This window comes from Thalassotalea psychrophila (assembly GCF_031583595.1).
GTDB lineage: Bacteria > Pseudomonadota > Gammaproteobacteria > Enterobacterales > Alteromonadaceae > Thalassotalea_A > Thalassotalea_A psychrophila.
This window is the reverse complement of record NZ_CP134145.1, coordinates 3,860,121-3,877,002: the sequence shown is the minus strand read 5'-3', so window position 1 is coordinate 3,877,002 and position 16,882 is coordinate 3,860,121. Positions and strand designations below refer to the sequence as shown.

The following is a 16,882-nucleotide window of genomic DNA, read 5'->3' as shown; positions in this document are numbered from 1 at the left end:
AGTAAAATTGTTTAATTTAATTAATGTATAAGTGTAGATCAATATTACTAATAGGTTGGAAGATAGCGCTAAATCATTTGGCAATAGCAGAGTTCAGACCATCCCTGACAATTCTAAGTTATTTCCTCCCTGAAATAAAAAAACCGGCTAATAAGCCGGTTTTTATAAGAGTGATTAATCGTTAAAATTAAGCGATAAAATCAGCACCTTCTTTAATGTCAGCGTTTAAAGTGGCTAACATTTCGTTTTTAGCATTTTCTTCATATGCACTTAACTCGCCGTAAGGTAGGTATTCTTCAACACCGTTTTTACCTAAACGTACAGGTTGAGCGAAGTATGTAGCATCGCCAGTGTTACCTTCAACGTAGGCGTAATCAATAACGTCTTCACCTTGTAAGCCTTTAACTAAAGACATACAAAAACGAGCAGCAGCTGCGCCCATTGATAATGTTGCAGAACCGCCACCAGCTTTAGCCATAACAACTTCAGTACCAGCATTTTGAATACGTGGTGTTAATGCATCAATTTCTGCTTGAGTAAACTCAACACCTTCAACTTGTGAAAGAAGAGGTAAGATAGTTGTACCAGAGTGACCACCAATTACTGGCACTTTAACATCTGAAGTTGATAAGCCTTTAAGCTCAGCAATAAATGTTTCACTTCGGATAACATCAAGAGTAGTTACACCAAATACACGGTTAGCTTCATATGTTCCTGCTTTTTTGAATACTTCAGCAACAATTGGCACAGTACCGTTAACTGGGTTAGTAATAACACCAACTAATGCTTTAGGACAGTTAGCAACAATGCCTTCTGCTAAAGTTTTAATGATACCAGCGTTAACTGCGAATAAATCAGCACGGTCCATACCAGGCTTACGTGGCATACCTGCAGGAATGATCACAATGTCACAACCTGTTAATGCATCACCTAAAGCGTCAGCGCCGTAACCTTTAACAGTAACATCTGTAGGGATGTGAGATAAATCAACTGCAACACCAGGTACTACTGGCGCAACGTCGTATAAAGATAGCTCAGAACCAGCAGGTAATTGAGTTTTTAGTAATAATGATAATGCTTGACCGATACCACCGGCAGCACCTAAAACGGCAACTTTCATGAAACTCTCCAAATATTATTTATATAGTGAAGTAACTACCGTTTGATTAGTTGAGTAATTACTTTATTTTTAATGGCACAGAAGATACCCAATTGTGCTCTAAATTACAAACTATTTTGTCATAACAGAGCAAAGGCTGATATGATACTTTAGTTTAGTTATTCACTATGTGTAAGATAAGCTTAACAATGATCATTTTTTCAGGGTAAAAGACAACAATATGAGCTCACAACAAAAACAAGAAGCATTAGTAAATGCATTTAAAGATCTGTTAAAACAAGAACAGTTCGGTTCTCAAGGTGACATAGTTGACGCATTAAAAAGTGAAGGCTTTGATAATATAAGCCAATCGAAAGTGTCACGTATGCTCAGTAAGTTTGGTGCGGTAAGAACGCGCAACGCCAGACAAGAAATGGTCTATTGTTTACCTGCTGAGTTAGGCGTGCCTACAGCCAAAAGCCCACTTAAACAACTTGTACTAGATATTGAAAGTAATGATGTAATGATCATCGTTCGTACTAGCCCAGGTGCTGCCCAATTGATTGCCCGCTTACTTGATTCATTAAGTAAGGCTGATGGCGTATTAGGTACAATAGCCGGTGATGATACTATCTTTATCGCCCCAACTGCTGTTGGCGATATTGAAGTAACTAAAGAAAAGTTAAATTTATTGTTTCAGAAGATGTATTGATAATTAGCCTGTAGCTAGAAATTAAATTTATGAAAAAGCCGACATTTGTCGGCTTTTTTGATTGAGGGATGAATTAACTTTTAATTACCACGGTCGGTTTTAATTCTGTTAATTGTATTGTACGAATTACTACTATTTTTCCTCAGCGGCAATTTCTGCAATTAAATCTAGTGATGGAGCAAAAAATGCAGCACCTGTTTCAGCTTGAGTATATTTAAGTAAGTGATCAAAGTTACCATGGCCGTCACCTTCAATCATGCTTTTAAGCTGTAACTCAAAATTTTCTGGCGTATGACAATATGCTACAAAGAATAAGCCCTGAACTTTCATGTGTCCATAAGGCATACTCTGCCTAACTATTTCTAATGATTTTCCATTATTATCTTTTAAGTTAGTACGCTTGATATGAGCTGTATGCGGCTTATCTTCAGAAGCATATTCGATGTCATCGCGTTTGGTTCTACCGATAATATCTTCTTGCTGCTTTTCTTCGAGCGTTTGCCATAAATTCATATTATGGCGATAACGTTGGATGTGAAGATAACTTCCTTTAGTGAACTCGCTTTGGTCTTGTTCCTTAACTAAGGCAACTTCACGCTTATGCATACCTTTAGGGTTTTCACTACCATCGACAAAGCCAGTCAAATCTCTACCATCTAAATAACGAAAACCTTTTACTTGCTCAGCAAGCTCAACCCCATCATTTAATAAATCACAAACTTTGGTACTTACCACATGATTTACGTCTGCTCGATCACTGCGAATTTCTATAAATAAATCATAATTAGTTGCTGGTGCAAATCTGTCTTCGACCTGCATATGAGCAAACGGTTTTAATCCAATCGGTTTTGCCTTAGGGTAATATTCATCCCAATAACTTGCACCAATGGCTATAACAGCATTCAAATTTGATTCTGAAAATTGATCTGCGTAATCGTCAAATAACTCGGGCAGAGCTGCGAGTGCTTTACGTATAAATTTGTTTTTATTATCTAATACATTAAACATCAGATAATAACTGTGTAAATTTGGCTCGGCACAAATGCCAAATTGCTCTCTAGCCATGAAGATTCCCAAATTATAAATTTCATTTAAGTATATGAGTTTATTTGTGTTTAACAAAGAAAAATATTAATACTTTAAAAACGAGAAACGAGAAACGAGAAACGAGAAACGAGATCCTGACTTTCGTCAGGAAGGGGGAGCATGTTTATAGTTGTGCAGGAACTGAAAATATTTTTTTGTCATGCCAACGCAGCATAGTTAATCTTCCACCCCAAACACAGCCGGTATCAAGTGCGTAAATATTAGGATTATCTACTTCACCATTTAAGCTTGCCCAATGGCCAAATACCCATTGAGTTGTGCCGATCGATTTAGATAATTTAAACCAAGGAGAAAGGTTGGTGTCTTGGTTATCAATAGGGGATCCTTTACTGGTAAACTCTAATGAGCCATCAGAAAAACAAAACCGCATACGGGTTAAGGCATTCACACTATATCTAAATTTCTCTTCTTCAGTTTGGGCGTTACACCAACTATTTGGCGTATTACCATACATCGAGTTAAGCCAATGGTTACGCTCGCTACCCGATATTCTTTCTTGTACAAAGTTTGATTGTGCTAAAGCATCTTCAGGTTGCCACTCTGGCGGTAAACCCGCATGACTCATATAGGCATTTTCATTGGGAAGTTGTTCTACAAGCGGATATTGTGCAAGCCAATCCATTAGCTCATCTATATCAGATGAATTAAGTAACTCATCTACAAGATCATTTCTTTTAACTTTTTTGATACCTGCATGAACAGCAAGTAAATGTAGGTCATGATTACCTAAAACAACTTTGGCACTATTGCCTAGCGATTTTATCAGCCTCAATGTTGCTAACGAATCAGGGCCTCGCGCTACTAAATCACCGGTAAACCAAATTTGATCGGTGTTAAGATCAAAATTAACAAGTTTCATTAATTGACATAATTCAGTATGACAACCCTGAATATCACCGAGCAAATAAATAGCCATCAGCTAACCTCAACTCTGGATAAGCAGCACTTGCTCAATACATCTATTTTTCCGATTTTCTGCGTTAAAATAACCGTAAATAGCCCACTATTCACAATTGTTTTGCCTTGATAATCGAAAAAATTGAAGCATTGATATGGAATAATAATTTTTAGCCTTTTTCAATTCATACATTAATTGTTAAGTGATTGATTTGTTGCTGGTATCAAGCACTCATTATCCAGAACTGAGGTTAATTAACTATATTCGGAATAGAAAGGCCGAAAACAGGAATAGTTACTTTATGCTTATTACCTTGTAAGTCTTTCATAATATAAAAGCCTTCCATGGTACCTAATGGAGTTTTTATAATTGAACCGCTAGAATAACGATACCGTTGGCCGCTTTGTAAAATTGGCTGTTGACCAACAACGCCATCACCTTCAACAGATACTTTATTACCATCTGAATCAGTAATTAACCAACTACGAGAAATTAACTGTAGGGTTTTATTACTATTATTTTCTATGGTGACTGTATAGCTAAAAACATATCGGTCTTGATATTGGTCAGACTGCTCTTCAATAAAGTCGACTTGTGTCGAAACTTTAACTAGTTGACCTGGTGTCCCGTGTTCTGTTTCCATAGCAATATCTCCATTTAGAATTGGTATTACAACTCTGGCGGATTGTCCGTTAAGTAATTCGCAACAGTAATATAATCGTGCAAACTCAAATTTTCAGGCCTTAAGCTGGCTTTTATGCCTAATGTTTCTAACTGTTCAGCACTAATAAGTTTTTTAAAGCTGTTACGAATGGTTTTCCGACGCATGCTGAAAGCTTCTCGGGTTACACGCTCTAACCATTTCACATCTTTAGCAGGGAACTTAATTTCTTTATGTGGAATTAACCGAACGATTGCACTATCAACTTTAGGTGGTGGCTGAAATGCTTCAGGGCCAATTTCCATCACCGGCATTACTTGGCAATAGTATTGACACATTATTGATAAACGCCCGTAAGTTTTAGAGTTAGGTCCTGCCGCCATTCTGTTTACGACTTCTTTTTGCAGCATAAAGTGCATGTCTTTAACTTTATCTTTAAAGGTCAAAAGATGAAATATTAACGGTGTAGAGATATTATAAGGTAAATTACCAAATATTCTTAATGGTTGCTCATCGGCAAGCGTAGCAAAATCAAATTTTAATGCGTCAGTTTCATGAATGGTTAAATGCTTTGCAATAAAAGGGTGATGGCGCAATCGGTGGGCAAGATCTCTATCAAGCTCAACTACTGAAATATCACCAGCTCTTTCAATCACCGGCTCAGTTAAAGCACCTAGACCAGGACCTATCTCAACTAGGTTTTCACCAGAACATGGATTTATAGCGTCAACAATGCGGCTTATTACGGCATCGTCATGTAAAAAATTTTGGCCAAAGCGCTTCTTGGCTTGATGACCTAAATGGCTTTTATTACTCATTGCTGATTTTGTACCAAATTAATTGCATTATTCATAGCTGCCCTGAAACTCCCTGTATCGGCATCTAATGAGCCGGCAAGTTCAATGGCAGTACCGTGATCTACAGAGGTTCTTATAAAGGGTAGTCCTAAGGTAATGTTTACCGACGCGCCAAACCCTTTATATTTAAGTACTGGCAGGCCTTGATCATGATACATAGCCAAAACCGCATCTGCATCATCTAGATATTTAGTTTGAAAAATTGTATCTGCTGCTAACGGACCAACTAAATGCATACCTTCTTCACGTAGAGATTCTATAGCAGGAATAATTGTCTCAATCTCTTCTCTGCCTAAATGTCCATCTTCGCCTGCATGTGGGTTTAAGCCACATACATAAATTTTTGGTTCTTTTATGCCAAATTTTTCCTTCAGATCTTTATGTAGTATACGAGTGATCTTTTGAATTCGCTCAAAAGTTATCGCTTTAGATACATAAGCTAGAGGAATATGAGTTGTCATTAATGACACTCGTAAGCCTTCAGTTGCAAGCATCATAACAACATCAATACAATTAGCTTGTTGAGCAAAATATTCAGTATGACCGCTAAAGGGAATACCTGCTTGATTAATTAAGCCTTTATGAACAGGACCTGTAACAATTGCTTTAAATTCACCTGACATATTACCTTCACAAGCAAGCTTTAATGTTTCAACAACATAGGCTCCATTGTTGGCATTTAATATTCCGGGCTGAGACGGTTCAGCCAACTTTACCGGTAAAACTTCAAGGACACCTGCTTGGTGTGCCTTTGAAGCCCTTGCTGCGTCATAAATATTAACCTTTAAAGGCAAATCTAATTGCTTTGCTCGCTGCTCTAACATTTCAGGATCAGCAATTGCAACAAGTTGCACTGGCCAGTTTTCTTGGGCCAGTTGTATTAAAATATCAGGACCAACACCTGCGGGCTCGCCAGGGGTTATGGCAATCTTATTAACCATCATTATCAGTCTTCTTCGTCAAAAATTTCAATGTATGCTTCATCTCTGGTTTCTTTCATCCAGCGAATAGCTTCAACACCAAACTTTCTATTAAACAGTAGGTTGTAGGCACGATTTTCGTTGTTTAGATCGGTTGCATCTAAAGTTCTTCGGCCGGTTAATTGCACTAAGTGCCAACCAAAAGATGACCGAAATGGTTGATGGTATCCATCAACTTCTAACGTCGCTAATGCTTCTTTAAATGCAGGGTCATAACTGTTTGGATCTGACCAACCTAAGTCACCACCACGTGTAGCTGTTGGGCCTTCAGAGTGTTCACGTGCTAAGGCATCAAAATCAGCTTCACCAGATTTTATCTGGGTTAAGAAATCTAATAATATTTTCTCTGCTTTATCTTCAGATAATATAATTGATGGCTTAATTAAAATATGACGTGATTTCACTTCACTTACTTCAACCGTTTCTTTACCGCGAATATCTAATATTTTAATTATGTTGAAGCCTAAACCTGTACGGATTGGTCCAAATACTTCGCCTTTTTTATTGCCATCAACTAATTCGGCAAATAAGGTTGGCATTTCATTAATACCACGCCAACCAATATCACCACCTTCTAAAGCACTTGGTGCACCGGAAGAAGCAATAGCGATTTTCTTAAAGTCTGAGCCTGTATTTAACAGATTAATAACTTTATCCGCTCTGTCTTTGGCATCAACTAAATCATCTTGAGTTGGTTCATCAGGAAAGCTAATCAATATATGACCAATATTGTATTCAATATCAGCATTTTTTTGTTCTTTCATTAACTCTACAAGGTTTGAAATTTCTTGTGGGCTAATGGCAACACGACGACGGACGTTAGCTTTTCTAACTTCGTTAGTGATCATCTCAGTACGAATACCTTCACGGTAGCTTTCGTAGTTAACGCCATCAGTTACTAGTTTTTGTCTAAATTGTTCAGTAGTCATACCGCCATTATCTTTAGCGATTGATGCAATCGTGGTATCTAATTGAGCATCACCAATTTGAACACCCATACGCTCGCCCATTTGAATCAATAAACTATCGTTAATTAACTTTTCCATGGCTTGGGTACGAAGGGCTGCATCCGATGGTAAACTTTGTTTTTCAGCTAAAGCCTGCTTTTTAACATTATTTACTAGCTCGTTGATTTCCGATTCAAGCACAACACCTGAATTTACAACAGCGACTACTTTATCTAATTCTAACTCTTTTGCATTGACAACAGATGTTGTAACAGCGCTGCTTACTATGCCTGAAATGATAAAGGCAATTTTGATTATTGTTTTCATGGAATAAAATCTACGGTTATTTACTTCGAATTTGTTAAATTTATTTGAATTTTTTAACGTCTTAAAAATCTATTTTACTTTTAATGTTGGCCAAAACATGGCTTAGTTGCTTAGAAAGTACGGGCGTTTGTAACCAAATATGCCTGATTCTAACATATCATCTATAGGAAGTGGTTTTTGATTTCCACCTAATCCTTTAAGAACAAACTGTAGCATAAAACCATTATCAAATTCATCGCGATTTTCACTATCGAAATCTTGCTCATCTAAATTAGTATTAATATTTCGATAAACAGCAAAGCGAATGGCCCAACAGCAGCTTTCATACTGAACCCCCCCATACGCTTCAAGCGAACGTTTTCTTATTAAGTCATGTGTTACCCTGCCAACAACTTGCCAGTCTTTATTAATTGGAAAACTTGATAACGCTGATGCTTGTTCAATTTGCACTCCTGAAACATTTTCAATATAGCGATGGCTTAACTGAAAAATATTACGATTATCTTTACGATAATCAATACTGACATGACTCTTATCTGTTCGACTGTTCTTTGTATCATACTGAATATCGGATTTAAATTGCCAACGCCTGGCTAGTTGGATGAACATATCTGCTGCCAAGGCAGAAGAATCTTCTTGAGTTCCCTCTTCATCAAAGGAAATGCTACTATTATCTAAGTAAAATATACGACCTACACTTAGGTGAAATAGTTCCGTATTGCTTTGATTTAAAATTCGAGTAGTAGCGCCAAATGATACTTGATTTGCTTCCGCAATACGGTCTAAACCACTGAAACGTCTATCTCTGAATAAACCATCAAAGTCGTCTTGCAGTGGTGATGTATCATAAATAAATATATCGTTTTGATCTTTTTCTGGAATATACAAATATTGAATTTGTGGTTCAAATGTTTGAGTCATATCATCGACTAAAAAACTTGTGTCACGATCAAAGTTTAAACCAGTGTGTATTCGAACTTTTGGTAATGTACGATCGGCTTCTTCAGTTAGATTTAAGCTAGTAGTAAGATTTACATTTTCCACATTGTCTTGTTGGTAGGCAGTATGCATTACCCTAAAATCAGAATTAATAAACCACCCAGGCTTTGAGTATGGGATCGATAACCCTGTTTCTACATGTAGTCTATCTGCGGTCGGAAGATCTTCATTAGATATGTCGAAATGAGAGTATTCACTATAAATATTAAAAGTACTATTAAGGAACCCTAACGGTTGATACACATCCAATTCAAGTTGCGGCAAAGTTCGGTAGCTAGGGTTATTATCGCCTAGTACTTTAAAATCTTGTACCTTAACTGTTGAATGCCAGTTATTACTAAAATACGAAAGCTCACCAATGCGCCATAAATAGGCTTCAGATTTACTAAATTGCTTGCTGCCAATATCAACTAAATAATTGTCATCACTAATATCACTGTAATCAACATACACACGATAATTTTCAGCAAAAGTACCAGCATGTTGGTACCTTGCCAAATAACGAGCGTCATCATTATTTATTAGCTCTTTGTCTTTATCTAAATACTCTAGATCTATTTGACCAAATTGCTGTCCGGTTAAATACCTGAATTCGGTGTTTAATTGCGTGCCACGTTCAGACATATGAATTGGTGTGATAGTGGCGTCCATATTCTCGGCAATATTCCAATAAAAAGGTAAACCAACCTCAGCACCTTTACTACTTGAAGAAGAAATAGTCGGATATAAAAAACCTGTTTTACGTTCATCGGTAAGTGGAAAGTTGAAATAAGGAAGGTAAAATACCGGAACATCTTTTACTCTAAATACAGTGTTCCAAGCTTCACCTTCATTATCTTTTGTTGATAAATTAATTTCGCTTGCCGATATTTGCCAGTCAGGCACAGGTTCAGTACAGGTGGTAAAACTTGAGTCAACTAAACTTGCTCCAAGCTCACTTATTTTTAATTCTTCAGCTGTTCCTCTGCCTGGTGATGAATGTAGCTGATATTGAGAGTTTGAAAGAATCATTTTCTTTTCAATAGAACTTGCCACTAAACTATCGGCATTGATGGTCATTGAGTTATCTTGAAAACGAGTATTTCCAGTAGCCGATATTTTACCATTTACTCGATCGACTAATATTTCGTCGGCGGCTATTTTCTTATCTCCGGAGGCTAATTTTACTCCTCCAGAAAAGCGGGTTGACTGATTTTTCTCAACGTATGATTTTTTAGATTCTATTAAAATTGATTGGTGATCGAGCTGTTCTGGGTTTTCTAAAGTAATAGGCTCTGGAACAGGAATAGGGCACTTGATTATCAATGCTTGAGTGTCATCTTCAGCTGCAATAGCGAAGCTATTTACGCCTAATAAAACGACAAAAAATAAACTACGGGTGTGTGGCATGCATAGTCCGGTAAATAAATGCTGCTGTGATCTGCAAAATTCTTAACTTTAAGAATAATAGAATTATGACAGATTTTTTAATTATTATTACAATACAATAGTATTAATCATTAGTTTAACATAGCTTTTGACAATAATTTTACTAATAATTCAACAATTTATATTTTAGTGTTTTTCATTAAGGTATATTGTAGTTAATTCTAATTTATTCACATTAAACCTTGGATGTTTTAATTGTCTGCTCTTACTCGTAAGCAAAAACTTGGAACTTGGCTCGCGCATATTTTTCCAGATGAATTACTCAATATTGCTCCTTTATCTGGTGATGCGGGCTTCAGAGTGTATTACCGTTTAATTCTAGATGAAAATAGCTATATCATCGTAGATGCGCCACCAGAGAAATTAAACAATTTAGCTTTTGTAAGTTTAGCGCATAGTTTTCGTTCTTCCGGTTTAATTGTACCTGAAATTATTCATTATGATGAAGCAAATGGATTCATGTGTTTATCAGATTTTGGCGATGTTTTATTGAGTGACAAACTCGATGAAACGACGATAGCTGCTCTATATGAAAAAGCGATAAAGCTGTTACCAAAAATCCAAAAGGTGTCAGCACAAGAACAGTGGCCTTTACCTGTTTATGATGCTCCATTTTTACAATTAGAAGTGGATATTTTCAGCGATTGGTTAGTGCACAAACATTTAAATATCAGTTTAACCATTGATGAAACCAAGCAACTTCAACAATGCTTTGATTTGTTAATAGCAAGTGCGTTAGAGCAACCACAAGTGACGGTACATCGCGACTTTCACAGTCGTAATTTAATGTTAATTGCTAGCGGTGATATTGCGGTAATAGACTTTCAAGACGCTGTTAAAGGGCCATTTACCTATGACTTGGTTTCATTACTTAGAGATTGCTATGTCCGTTGGGAAGATGAATTGATTGAACCACATGTTCATAATTATTATTTGAATAATAAAGTCGATGTTAGTTATCAGCAATTTACGCGTTGGTTTGACTTTATGGGACTGCAACGGCATATAAAGGCGAGTGGGATTTTTGCGCGTTTATATCATCGCGATGGGAAATCTGGATATTTGAAAGATATTCCATTAACTCTATCTTATATAATAGACATTGCGGCCAAGTATCCAGAGTTAACTTTTTTAAGCAATTTAGTTAAGAGTAAAGTACTACCAAGTATTACTAAGCTTGCTAGCCAGCAAAAGGCTAGAGTATGAAGGCAATGATTTTAGCCGCAGGGCGAGGTGAAAGAATGAAGCCTCTAACCGATAATTGCCCAAAACCTTTATTGAAAGTGGCTGGGATTCCTTTAATAGAACATCACTTGAATAACCTTAAAGCTGCAGGGATAACTGATATCATTATCAATCATGCTTGGTTAGGTGATCAGATAGAAGACTATTTTGGCTGTGGACAAGGGTTTGGGGTTTCGATTCAATATAGCGCAGAGCTTGATGGCGCGTTAGAAACCGCGGGAGGTATTGTTAACGCATTACCACTATTAGGAAGTGAGCCTTTTTTAATTGTAAATGGAGACATTTATTGTCAATACCCATTTGTGCAAATACCTTCATTAAAAAATGGTGAACTAGCCCATTTAATTTTGGTCGAAAACCCTGAGCATAATCCCAAAGGAGATTTTGCCTTTAACAATGACAAGTTAAAGTGGGGCGAAGAATTTAACAATAAATACACATATTCCGGTATTGGACTTTATCAGCCTAAATTATTTACTGATTTGAAGATTGAAAAAGCGCCATTAGCACCCATCTTAATTGCTGCGATGAAAAATGATGATATTAGCGGCAGCTTATATTCAGGCTTATGGAGTGATGTTGGAACACCAGAGCGACTGACACAAATTAATAAACAAGTTATGGAAAAGTAATATGCAAATTGGGGGAAAAATTTTAGGCTTTGCGCTAGGCTTTTTTGCTGGCGGACCTTTTGGTGCAATATTTGGTTTATGGATAGGCCATAAATTTGACCAAGGTATGAGCATGGACTTCAATGCCTTTAATAAACAAAATGACAGTGATCGTCAAAATGCTTTTTTTAAGGCTACTTTTTCGGTAATGGGCCACATAACTAAAGCAAGTGGGCGGGTCACAGAAGACGAAATTGCCTTTGCCAACGGCGCGATGAAACGTTGGGGGTTAAATCAAGATACCCAAACGATTGCCAGGCAGGCGTTTAATGAAGGTAAGCAGGAATTTTTTGAGTTAGACAAGCAATTAAGACAACTAAAAAGCTCTTGTTTTGGTCGACATGATTTATTGCAAATGTTTATTGAAATTCAAATTCAGGCTGCATTTGCTGACGGAGAACTGCATCCTAAAGAACGCCAAATTCTCCACAAGATAGCGAGAAGTTTAGGTATATCGGCTCGTGAGTTAGACTTTCTGTTAGATAGAATTGTTGCAGGTGAGCAGTTCCATCAAGGGGGGAATCAAACCCCTCAGCAAGCGAAAAGTCAACTGGAAAATGCTTACAAAATACTGGGTGTTACCGCTAATACAGATCATAAAGAGATTAAAAAGGCCTATCGAAAATTAATGTCTCAGCATCACCCCGATAAACTTGTTGCCAAAGGTTTACCGCCAGAGTTGATGGAAGATGCGAAACAAAAAGCACAAGACATTCAAGCCGCATATGAATTAATTTCAGCACAAAAATAAATAAAAAGGGGTCAGTACCCTTTACTAGTTTAAGTAGTAAAGGGTACTGACCCCTTTTTAAATTAAATAATTTGACTCTGACCCTAGTTGTTTTTAATCGTAAAACTTAGGATCAGTTTTATTCGGCCGGGTTTTAAATCTACGATGCAGCCACATGTATTGATCTGGCTCGCGCATAATAGCCTGTTCTACGAGCTGATTTATTTTGATAATATCTTGTTCATCATTACCACTTGGAAAGTTTTCAAGTGCCGGTAAAAATTCAAGAATATAGCCACTATCATCAGGTAAACGTCTAGGGATCAACATTACCGTTTTTACATTTTTAACTTTAGCGAACAACATAGTTCCAATAGTTGAGGCTGTGTGCTCTACATTAAAAAAAGGTACAAAAATGGAACGTTTTCGGCCGTAATCTTGGTCGGGTAAATAAACACAAGTCTCTTTTGCTCGAAGCGCTTTTATCATGCCTTTAACGTCAGTTTTGTCGATCATGTATTTGTTAGAACGGGAACGACCGCTATGCTGAAAATACTCCATTAATTCATTATGGTTGGGACGATAAAAAGCTACGGTTGGATGAACATGACCAGTTGCACGTCCTGAAAATTCTAAGCTTAGGTAATGCAACGTAAGCAATAATATGCCGCTGCCATCAGCTTTTGCTTGTTCCAAATGCTCTAAACCGGAAACATTAATTTTTCGTTTAACCCGCCAATCTGGCCACCACCAGCCCATACCTGTTTCAAATAAGCCAATACCAGTATTTTCAAAATTCTTTTTAAGCATTATCAGACGTTCTTGTTCAGAAAGTTGTGGGAAACAAACATCTATATTTTTCTTGGCTACTTTTAATCGTGTGCCACTAACCTTCATCATTAAGCGGCCAACAATACGGCCCATGGCAAGTTGCATTCTATAAGGTAACCAGGAAATGGTGTATAAAATTAAAACGCCACACCAAGTCAGCCAATATTTTGGCAATAGGAAGCTAAGTTTAAATTTTTCTTGTATAACTTTGTTTTTGCTCAAGGTTTCATCAACTCACTGAAAAGCTTATGTTACACTATACTCAATAACACAAATAATTGCCTGTCTAGGCGTCAGTTGAAGTATCGAGCTAGTATTCTGTATATTCAGCTATTATATCCATTTTGGAAACCAGTATGAAAGTAGATATCCCAAATTTTAATCAAGCCAGAGTTCTAGTCGTTGGTGACGTAATGTTAGACCGTTACTGGTCTGGTTCTACAGGTAGAATTTCACCTGAAGCGCCAGTACCTGTGGTTAAGATTAATAATCATGAGGATAGACCCGGCGGTGCTGCCAACGTGGCATTAAATATTGCCAGCCTTGGTGGGCAAGTAACGCTTTCGGGGCTTACTGGTGATGATGATGTTGCCGAAAGCTTAGATACTAATTTATCCGCGATGGATGTTATTTGTAAATTTTCTCGTAGCATTGATGTTCCCACTATTACTAAGTTAAGAGTATTAAGCCGTAATCAACAATTACTTCGTTTAGACTTTGAAGAATCACTTCATCATTTAGATAAAACTGAACTTAATAATTTAGTAGAGCAAAACATCATGCAGCATCACCTGCTATTGTTATCTGATTACGATAAAGGCACGTTATCCAACGTAAGTGAAATAATTGCCTTAGCAAAGAAAAACGATATACCAGTTCTGGTTGATCCAAAAGGCTCTGATTTTTCAAAATATAAAGGTGCAACTTTGATCACACCAAACTTATCTGAGTTTGAAGGAGTCGTTGGACCTTGTAAGGATGAAACTGAGTTAGTAGCAAAAGGACAAAAGTTGCTTGCTGAACTTGATTTGCAAGCATTGTTAGTAACTCGTTCAGAACATGGTATGACTTTAATTAGAGCAAATGAAGAAGAGTTACATTTACCTACGCAAGCACAGGAAGTCTACGATGTTACCGGTGCTGGCGATACTGTTATCGCTACATTAGCCTTGTCCATTGCCGCGGGTTCTTCTTTTAGTGAAGCTAGCGCGTTAGCTAATATTGCTGCCGGTGTAGTGGTTGGTAAAATTGGTACATCAACCGTTAGTGAAGTTGAGATAGCCCAAGCGATTTCCTCAGGTCAAGAAAGTGGTTCAGGTGTGGTAAGTGAAGAGCAATTAAAAATAATGATCACACAAGCCAAGCAGCGTGGTGAAAAAGTGGTTATGACTAATGGTTGCTTTGATATTTTACATGCGGGCCATGTTTCTTATTTAAGCCATGCTGGTAAATTAGGTGATAGATTAATTGTTGCTATTAATGACGATGACTCGGTTAAGCGCCTAAAAGGAAGTGGACGTCCGGTGAATCCGATGGACAGGCGTATGGCTGTTTTAGCGGGCTTAGGTGCAGTTGATTGGGTGGTAAATTTTTCAGAAGACACACCACAACGATTAATTGCCAACTTATTACCAAACATTTTGGTTAAAGGCGGTGATTATAAAGTTGAAGATATTGCTGGCGGTAAAGAAGTTATAGCTGCTGGCGGAGAAGTACAAGTGCTTAACTTTGAAGAAGGTATCTCAACCACCGAAATAATTAATACTATCCGTTTAGAAGACTAGCCGAGGAACGAGGCTAGCCCTGAACTCGTTTCAGGGTCTTAAGGTTTAGGAACGAGGTTAGCCCTGAACTCGTTTCAGGGTCTCTATATAACGTTCAAATAAATTCGAGCTAATCAAGTTCAGAACAACAAAAAAGCGACTCTAGAGTCGCCTTTCTTCTTTAAAAACTTTAGTAAAGTTATTGTGCTACCGATAAACCTTGGTTGATTGCAGCAATATCTTGCTCTGAAATTGTACCCGCAGCTTCTTTTAAACGCAGCATGTTAGTAATGTATTGGTAACGAGTAGTCGATAGATTACGCTTAGCATTATATAAGTTACGCGTGCTTTCTAATACGTCAACAATAGTACGAGTACCAACTTCAAAACCTGCTTCAGTTGCTTTTAACGCACTTTCAGCTGAAATTACCGACTGCTCAAACGCTTTAACACCTGAAATTGTTGCAACGATAGTATTGTATGAATTACGAGATTCACGCACTATACCACGATAAGTAATCTGCATATCTTGACTTGCGGCTACGTAGTCATGTTGAGCAGCACGAACTTTTGAACTGGTGTTGCCACCAGAATAAATTGGTACATTTAATTGAATACCGATTGATTGATCATCTTGCTCATAAGAGGTTAATGCTGCGTAATCATCATCAATATCACTTTGACCAATACTTGCGGTTAAGCTAAGAGTCGGTAAATGACCGGCACTTTCGATATCAATGGCTTCTTTTGATATATCCATGCTAATTTTTTGTGAAATTAATTGTAAGTTCTTTGCTTCCGCCATTTTTTGCCAGTCATTAGCCGTGCTTGGCGTTGGCATAACGGCACTAAAACGTTCGGTGTTTAACACGTTTAAATCTCTTGGGTAAGAGCCAGTGATTTCACGAAGAATTTCTTCTGTGGTATAAACCGAGTTTTGCGCGCGAATTTCTTCAGCAATAGAGTTATCAAATTGAGCCTGTGCTTCATGAACATCGGTGATAGCAGTTAAGCCAACAGAAAATCGTTGTTTAGTTTGTTCTAATTGACGTTCAATGGCTTTCTTTTCCGCTTGGGCAAAGTCTAATCCATCATAAGCGGCTAATACATTAAAGTAGGCTTCGGTTACGCGAGTGATCAATTGTTGTTTAACAAACTGATAGTTGATATCACTTTGGTGCGCACGTTTTTTCGCCGTATCTAAACCTAACCAGCTATTGTGATGATAAAGTTGCATATTCAAGTTTAAAGCAACTCTAGTGGTTTCAGAGTCTTGGAATGTTGTACCATCAATTTCAACTTCTTGTGTGCCGAAAGAGGCAATAGCATTTAATTGTGGCATTAACACTGAACGAGATTGTTCAATTATCTCTTGCGCCGATTTAAACTGAGCTTCAGCTTTTAATGACGTTGGATCATTTTGTAGTGCTAACTGGTATATTTCTTGTAAATCTTGCGCGGCTACTACTGAACTAGTACTAGCTAACACAACACCAACAAATAAAGAGTTAAGTTTGTTTGTCATGAGTTTCTTTTCCATTAGTTACACAAACTGCGTTATATTTGCTAGTTAGTGTAGCGGTTTTTAATGCTATGCTGAACAATAATAAATCAATTCACCTTGACT

General features: G+C 37.4%; 15 protein-coding genes. 5 read left to right on the top strand and 10 right to left on the bottom strand.

What is annotated here, in order from left to right; genetic code table 11:
• Positions 1-187 precede the first annotated feature (187 nt).
• Positions 188-1,120, bottom strand: coding sequence for a malate dehydrogenase (mdh, locus tag RGQ13_RS16075; RefSeq protein ID WP_348390757.1), 933 nt, complete (start codon positions 1,118-1,120; stop codon positions 188-190).
• A gap of 220 nt (positions 1,121-1,340) precedes the next feature.
• On the opposite strand from mdh, the gene argR reads away from it, so the two are divergent.
• Positions 1,341-1,811: a transcriptional regulator ArgR gene (argR, locus tag RGQ13_RS16070; RefSeq protein ID WP_348390756.1), complete on the top strand. Its 471-nt coding sequence runs from the start codon at positions 1,341-1,343 to the stop codon at positions 1,809-1,811.
• Positions 1,812-1,943: 132 nt separating this feature from the next.
• Here the strand turns inward: argR and RGQ13_RS16065 are convergent, their stop codons facing one another.
• From RGQ13_RS16065 to lptD, 7 genes are all read right to left on the bottom strand, one after another.
• Positions 1,944-2,876: a Dyp-type peroxidase gene (locus tag RGQ13_RS16065; protein ID WP_348390755.1), complete on the bottom strand. Its 933-nt coding sequence runs from the start codon at positions 2,874-2,876 to the stop codon at positions 1,944-1,946.
• A 145-nt stretch (positions 2,877-3,021) separates the two neighbouring features.
• Positions 3,022-3,834, bottom strand: a complete 813-nt coding sequence (locus RGQ13_RS16060) for a symmetrical bis(5'-nucleosyl)-tetraphosphatase (RefSeq protein ID WP_348390754.1) — start codon at positions 3,832-3,834, stop codon at positions 3,022-3,024.
• Between the two features lie 232 nt (positions 3,835-4,066).
• Positions 4,067-4,459, bottom strand: a complete 393-nt coding sequence (gene apaG, locus RGQ13_RS16055; protein WP_348390753.1) for a Co2+/Mg2+ efflux protein ApaG — start codon at positions 4,457-4,459, stop codon at positions 4,067-4,069.
• A gap of 26 nt (positions 4,460-4,485) precedes the next feature.
• The gene (rsmA, locus tag RGQ13_RS16050; protein ID WP_348390752.1) at positions 4,486-5,295 is read right to left on the bottom strand and encodes a 16S rRNA (adenine(1518)-N(6)/adenine(1519)-N(6))-dimethyltransferase RsmA; all 810 of its coding nucleotides are present in this window, start codon (positions 5,293-5,295) and stop codon (positions 4,486-4,488) included.
• On the bottom strand, positions 5,292-6,275 hold the full coding sequence (gene pdxA / locus RGQ13_RS16045) for a 4-hydroxythreonine-4-phosphate dehydrogenase PdxA (protein WP_348393420.1): 984 nt from the start codon (positions 6,273-6,275) through the stop codon (positions 5,292-5,294). The genes rsmA and pdxA overlap by 4 nt, the downstream gene beginning before the upstream one ends.
• Before the next feature lie 5 nt (positions 6,276-6,280).
• Positions 6,281-7,588, bottom strand: coding sequence for a peptidylprolyl isomerase SurA (surA, locus tag RGQ13_RS16040; RefSeq protein WP_348390751.1), 1,308 nt, complete (start codon positions 7,586-7,588; stop codon positions 6,281-6,283).
• 102 nt (positions 7,589-7,690) lie between these two features.
• The gene (gene lptD, locus RGQ13_RS16035; protein WP_348390750.1) at positions 7,691-9,976 is read right to left on the bottom strand and encodes an LPS assembly protein LptD; all 2,286 of its coding nucleotides are present in this window, start codon (positions 9,974-9,976) and stop codon (positions 7,691-7,693) included.
• A 234-nt stretch (positions 9,977-10,210) separates the two neighbouring features.
• On the opposite strand from lptD, the gene RGQ13_RS16030 reads away from it, so the two are divergent.
• The 3 genes from RGQ13_RS16030 to djlA are packed head-to-tail and all read left to right on the top strand — an operon-like array spanning position 10,211 to position 12,682.
• Positions 10,211-11,221 (top strand): aminoglycoside phosphotransferase family protein, encoded by a 1,011-nt coding sequence (locus RGQ13_RS16030; RefSeq protein WP_348390749.1) that lies wholly within the window; start codon positions 10,211-10,213, stop codon positions 11,219-11,221.
• Positions 11,218-11,892 carry an N-acetylmuramate alpha-1-phosphate uridylyltransferase MurU gene (murU, locus tag RGQ13_RS16025; RefSeq protein ID WP_348390748.1) on the top strand — a complete coding sequence of 225 codons (675 nt, stop codon included), beginning with the start codon at positions 11,218-11,220 and terminating at the stop codon, positions 11,890-11,892. The genes RGQ13_RS16030 and murU overlap by 4 nt, the downstream gene beginning before the upstream one ends.
• 1 nt (position 11,893) lies before the next feature.
• Positions 11,894-12,682 carry a co-chaperone DjlA gene (gene djlA, locus RGQ13_RS16020; RefSeq protein ID WP_348390747.1) on the top strand — a complete coding sequence of 263 codons (789 nt, stop codon included), beginning with the start codon at positions 11,894-11,896 and terminating at the stop codon, positions 12,680-12,682.
• 93 nt (positions 12,683-12,775) lie between these two features.
• Here the strand turns inward: djlA and lpxL are convergent, their stop codons facing one another.
• Complete coding sequence (lpxL, locus tag RGQ13_RS16015) at positions 12,776-13,714, bottom strand: LpxL/LpxP family Kdo(2)-lipid IV(A) lauroyl/palmitoleoyl acyltransferase (RefSeq protein ID WP_348390746.1); 939 nt, start codon at positions 13,712-13,714, stop codon at positions 12,776-12,778.
• A 134-nt stretch (positions 13,715-13,848) separates the two neighbouring features.
• Here lpxL and hldE point away from each other — a divergent pair, with 134 nt between their 5' ends.
• Positions 13,849-15,276: a bifunctional D-glycero-beta-D-manno-heptose-7-phosphate kinase/D-glycero-beta-D-manno-heptose 1-phosphate adenylyltransferase HldE gene (gene hldE / locus RGQ13_RS16010; RefSeq protein ID WP_348390745.1), complete on the top strand. Its 1,428-nt coding sequence runs from the start codon at positions 13,849-13,851 to the stop codon at positions 15,274-15,276.
• Positions 15,277-15,454: 178 nt separating this feature from the next.
• Here the strand turns inward: hldE and tolC are convergent, their stop codons facing one another.
• Positions 15,455-16,780: an outer membrane channel protein TolC gene (gene tolC / locus RGQ13_RS16005; protein WP_348390744.1), complete on the bottom strand. Its 1,326-nt coding sequence runs from the start codon at positions 16,778-16,780 to the stop codon at positions 15,455-15,457.
• Positions 16,781-16,882 lie beyond the last annotated feature (102 nt).

What these genes read in the sequence shown, in the direction of transcription:
- surA (WP_348390751.1), bottom strand. Translation starts at nt 7,588, where the DNA reads ATGAAAACAATAATCAAAATTGCCTTTATCATTTCAGGCATAGTAAGC.
- rsmA (WP_348390752.1), bottom strand. Translation starts at nt 5,295, where the DNA reads ATGAGTAATAAAAGCCATTTAGGTCATCAAGCCAAGAAGCGCTTTGGC.
- hldE (WP_348390745.1), top strand. Translation starts at nt 13,849, where the DNA reads ATGAAAGTAGATATCCCAAATTTTAATCAAGCCAGAGTTCTAGTCGTT.
- tolC (WP_348390744.1), bottom strand. Translation starts at nt 16,780, where the DNA reads ATGACAAACAAACTTAACTCTTTATTTGTTGGTGTTGTGTTAGCTAGT.
- pdxA (WP_348393420.1), bottom strand. Translation starts at nt 6,275, where the DNA reads ATGGTTAATAAGATTGCCATAACCCCTGGCGAGCCCGCAGGTGTTGGT.
- djlA (WP_348390747.1), top strand. Translation starts at nt 11,894, where the DNA reads ATGCAAATTGGGGGAAAAATTTTAGGCTTTGCGCTAGGCTTTTTTGCT.
- lptD (WP_348390750.1), bottom strand. Translation starts at nt 9,976, where the DNA reads ATGCCACACACCCGTAGTTTATTTTTTGTCGTTTTATTAGGCGTAAAT.
- argR (WP_348390756.1), top strand. Translation starts at nt 1,341, where the DNA reads ATGAGCTCACAACAAAAACAAGAAGCATTAGTAAATGCATTTAAAGAT.
- mdh (WP_348390757.1), bottom strand. Translation starts at nt 1,120, where the DNA reads ATGAAAGTTGCCGTTTTAGGTGCTGCCGGTGGTATCGGTCAAGCATTA.
- apaG (WP_348390753.1), bottom strand. Translation starts at nt 4,459, where the DNA reads ATGGAAACAGAACACGGGACACCAGGTCAACTAGTTAAAGTTTCGACA.
- RGQ13_RS16060 (WP_348390754.1), bottom strand. Translation starts at nt 3,834, where the DNA reads ATGGCTATTTATTTGCTCGGTGATATTCAGGGTTGTCATACTGAATTA.
- murU (WP_348390748.1), top strand. Translation starts at nt 11,218, where the DNA reads ATGAAGGCAATGATTTTAGCCGCAGGGCGAGGTGAAAGAATGAAGCCT.
- RGQ13_RS16065 (WP_348390755.1), bottom strand. Translation starts at nt 2,876, where the DNA reads ATGGCTAGAGAGCAATTTGGCATTTGTGCCGAGCCAAATTTACACAGT.